The sequence below is a fragment of the Vicinamibacteria bacterium genome (assembly GCA_035620555.1).
Lineage (GTDB): Bacteria > Acidobacteriota > Vicinamibacteria > Marinacidobacterales > SMYC01 > DASPGQ01.
Window position 1 is genome coordinate 1 of the sequence record DASPGQ010000026.1, and the last position, 3,793, is coordinate 3,793.

General features: G+C 63.5%; 3 protein-coding genes. All 3 read left to right on the forward strand.

From position 1 onward, the window contains the following. On the forward strand, positions 1-470 hold a 470-nt coding region (locus tag VEK15_00900; GenBank protein ID HXV59221.1), incomplete at its 5' end, for a TolC family protein. Then, positions 467-1,534, forward strand: a complete 1,068-nt coding sequence (locus VEK15_00905; GenBank protein HXV59222.1) for an efflux RND transporter periplasmic adaptor subunit — start codon at positions 467-469, stop codon at positions 1,532-1,534. The genes VEK15_00900 and VEK15_00905, both read left to right, overlap by 4 nt. After that, positions 1,531-3,793: efflux RND transporter permease subunit (locus VEK15_00910; protein ID HXV59223.1), on the forward strand; the 2,263-nt coding region annotated here is incomplete at its 3' end. The genes VEK15_00905 and VEK15_00910, both read left to right, overlap by 4 nt.

The window sequence follows — 3,793 nt, forward strand, 5'->3', positions numbered from 1 at the left end:
ATTTGTACGTTTGGGCCATAAACCTCGATTATCCTCTGTTCGAGGGCGGCCTGCGTCAGGCGGACGTCGACAAGGCTTCGGCCGAACGGCGGGTTCTCGAGCGCCAGCGCGAGCTCCAGGCGGAGCTGATCGAGCAGCAGACGCGAACCGCCTTGAGCCGGGTCGACGGCTCGTTTCCGCGCATTCGTTTCGCGCGCCAGGCGGCCGAGGCAGCGGACAACAACTTGCGCATCGTCCAGGACAAATACGCCGAGGGAGTTTCCGATGTGACCGATCTGATCTCCGCACAGAACGAGAAGCTCACCGCCGATCAGGCGGCGGCCGCCGCCGAGTTCCAGTTCTGGATCAATCTGGTGGAGCTTCAGAGGGCGCTTTCCTGGTTCGAGGACGAAAAGAGTCCCGAGCAGCGGGCGCAGTTCGTGGAGGAGATCCGACGTCTCGTCGGGGAACGAGAAGGGGAACCGCGATGACGTGGAAGTGGAGTTGGATGGCTGTCGTCGTGATGATGACTCTCGCCGCCTGCGCCGCAGAGCAGACCGCCGAGGTCAAGGAGCTCGTTCGGCCAGTGAAGACGCTCGTCGTGGGCGGCGCCGGGGCGCGTCCCGCGAGCTATCCCGGGCGCGTGGAAGCCGCGAGCCAGGTCAACCTGTCGTTTCGGGTGGGTGGTCCTCTCCTCGAGCTTCCGGTGCTCGAAGGGCAGGTGGTTCGCAACGGGGAGCTTCTGGCGCGCATCGATCCCCGCGACTTCCAGATACGACTCGACGCAGCGAAGGCGGACTTCGAGCGGGCGGATGCAGACCTGAGGCGGTTCTCGGCGCTCTACGAGAAGGAGGCCGTGTCCCAGGCCCAGCTCGACCAGGCCCGCGCGACGAGAAACGTCGCCCAGGCCCAGGTGGAGGACGCCGAAGCGAGCCTTCGGGATACTTACCTTCGCGCTCCTTATCGGGGGCAGGTCGCCGAGACCTTCGTCGAGAACTTCGAGGAAGTCCGGGCGGGCCAGCCCATTCTCAGCCTCATCGACGTGAACGAGGTCAAGGTCGTCGTGGACGCCCCCGAGGGAGTTCTCGCTCAGGTGTCTCGACCTCAGTTGGGCCGCATAACCGCCAGGTACGACTCCGCGCCGGAGCGCGAGTTCGATCTTACCTTGAGAGAAGTCGCGACCCAGGCGGACCCGCGAACGCAGACGTACCGCGTCACTTTCCAGATGCCTCAGCCGGGCGGGTTGAACGTGCTTCCCGGTATGACCGCCACGGTCACCCGCTACCCCTCCGAGGGTGCGAGCGGGGCGATGGTCGTGCCCGCTGTTGCGGTCTTCGCCGATGCATCAGGAGCTCCTCACGTCTGGGTCGTCGATTCGCAAGCGATGACGGTCGCGTCTCGCGCGGTGACGACGGGAGAGCTTACCGGCTCCGATTCCATCGTCATCGCATCGGGGCTTCAACCTGGAGAGAGAATCGCCACGACGGGTGTCGCGCAGCTTAGCGAAGGCATGAAGATCCGTGAGCTCAGCGAGCTGGAGGGTTACCAGCGGTGAACATTGCCGAGCTGAGCATCCGGAAGTCGGTCATCACCTGGGTCATGATGGCTCTCCTGCTCTGGGTCGGCTGGTCGGCATTCAACTCGCTCTCCCGCCTCGAGGACCCCGAGTTCACTATCAAGGAAGCCATCATTCTCACTCCTTATGCTGGCGCCACCGCCGCCGAGGTCGAGGAAGAAGTCACCAACGTCCTCGAGAAGGCGGTCCAGGAGATGGGCCAGATGGAGTGGGTCGAATCGCGCTCGTCGCGCGGCGTCTCCCAGATCAAGGTTCACATGCGGGACCAGTACGACAAGTTCTCCTTGCCACAGGTGTGGGACGAGCTCAGGCGCAAGGTGAACGACGCGCAGAGACGGCTCCCGCCTGGCGCTGGCCCGTCTCTCGTCAACGATGACTTCGGAGATGTATACGGCGTCTACATCGCTCTGACGGGAGAGGGCTACACGTACAAGGAGCTCTACGAGTTCGCGAAGTTCTTGCAGCGCGAGCTCTTGAACGCCCAGGACGTCAAACGGATCGCGCTTTACGGGCAGCGTCCCGAGGCCATCTACGTCGAGATGCGACGGGAGAAGATGGCCGAGCTCGGCATCTCTCCTCAGGACATCTACGGTGCGCTCGCCTCGAAGAACCTCGTCGCCGATGCCGGGAACATCACCCTCGGCCGCGAGTACCTCCCGGTGAATCCAACGGGAGAGTTCATTTCCGAGAGGCAGTTTCGTGATCTCCTCGTGAGCGCACGGGGCGCCGAATCGAGCTCCCTCGTTTATCTCGGCGACGTCGCCGATATTCGCCGCGACTACCAGGAACCCGCGGACACGCTCCTGCGCTTCGACGGAAAGCCCGCCGTGGGTCTCGCCATCTCGACCGTTCTCGGAGGCAACGTCATCACCATGGGCGAGTCGCTCAAGAGACGGACGGCGGAGATCATGGAGCTCGCTCCGCTCGGAATCGAAGCCCACGTCATCGCGATGCAAACCGACGCCGTCACCGAGTCCATCAACGGCTTCATCATCAACCTGGTCGAGGCGGTGGGGATCGTCATCGTAGTGCTTCTCGTCTTCATGGGCCTCAGGAGCGGTCTGATCATCGGGTTCGTGCTGCTCCTCACCATCATGGGCACCTTCGTGTTCATGGGGATGCAATCGATTACGCTCGAGCGCATATCTCTCGGCGCCCTGGTGATCGCCCTCGGCATGCTCGTCGACAACGCCATCGTGGTCACCGACGGGATGCGGATCAAGATGGAGCAAGGCGACGACGCGCTTTCGGCGGCGAAGGACATCGTGGGGCAGACGGGGGTTCCTCTCCTCGGCGCGACTTTCGTCGCCGTGGCCGCTTTCGCGGCGATCGGGACCTCCCAGGACAGCACCGGGGAGTACTGTCGTTCGCTCTTTTCCGTCATCCTCATCTCCCTGACGTTCAGCTGGGTCACCGCGGTGACGGCGACCCCGCTCCTCTGCAAGAAATTCTTGAAGCAAGGCACGTCGGGTGGCCAGCAAAAGGACCCCTACAGCGGCGGGTTCTACGCTCTCTACCGGCGATTTCTCGAGCTCTGCATCCGGTTCCGCTGGATCACCACCGGCGTCGTCGTCGGTTTCTTCTTCCTCGCGATCTTCGCCTTTACCCAGTACGTCAAGCAGAGCTTCTTCCCTGACTCCACCCGGCCCCAGTTCTTCGTGGACTTCTGGTTTCCCGAGGGCACTCACATCGACGAGACCGTCCGTCAAATCGGGGCGGCCGAGGAGTACCTTCTCGGCCTCGAAGGGGTCGAGTCCGCGGCGACCTTCGTGGGCGGCGGACAGATTCGTTTCCTCCTGACCTATACGCCCGAGCAGCTCTACCCGAGCTACGCCCAGGTGCTCCTGACAGTCGACGACTACCGGAAGATTCGCGCGCTCGTCCAGAAGGCCCAGGACGATCTCGAGCCCATGTTCCCTCAGGCGATCGTGCACACCCGCCAGTTCATTCTCGGCCCCTCGACGGGCGGAAAGATCCAGCTTCGCATCAGCGGGCCCGACACCGAGGTGCTTCGAACCCTCACTGCGAAAGCTAAACGGATTTTTCTCGACGATCCGGCCTCGAAAGGCGTGCGAGACGAATGGCGGGATCAAGTCAAGGTATTGCGGCCGGTCCTCGCCGAGGCGCAGGCGCGCCAGGCGGGCATCACCCGACCGGAGCTGGCGCAGGCGGTGGCCGCGGGCGTCGAGGGAACGAACGTCGGCATCTATCGAGAGAGAGACGAGCTCCTGCCCATCG

Bases quoted from the DNA above. Each gene is read 5' to 3' on its own strand.
- VEK15_00905 (HXV59222.1), top strand. From the start codon at position 467: ATGACGTGGAAGTGGAGTTGGATGGCTGTCGTCGTGATGATGACTCTC.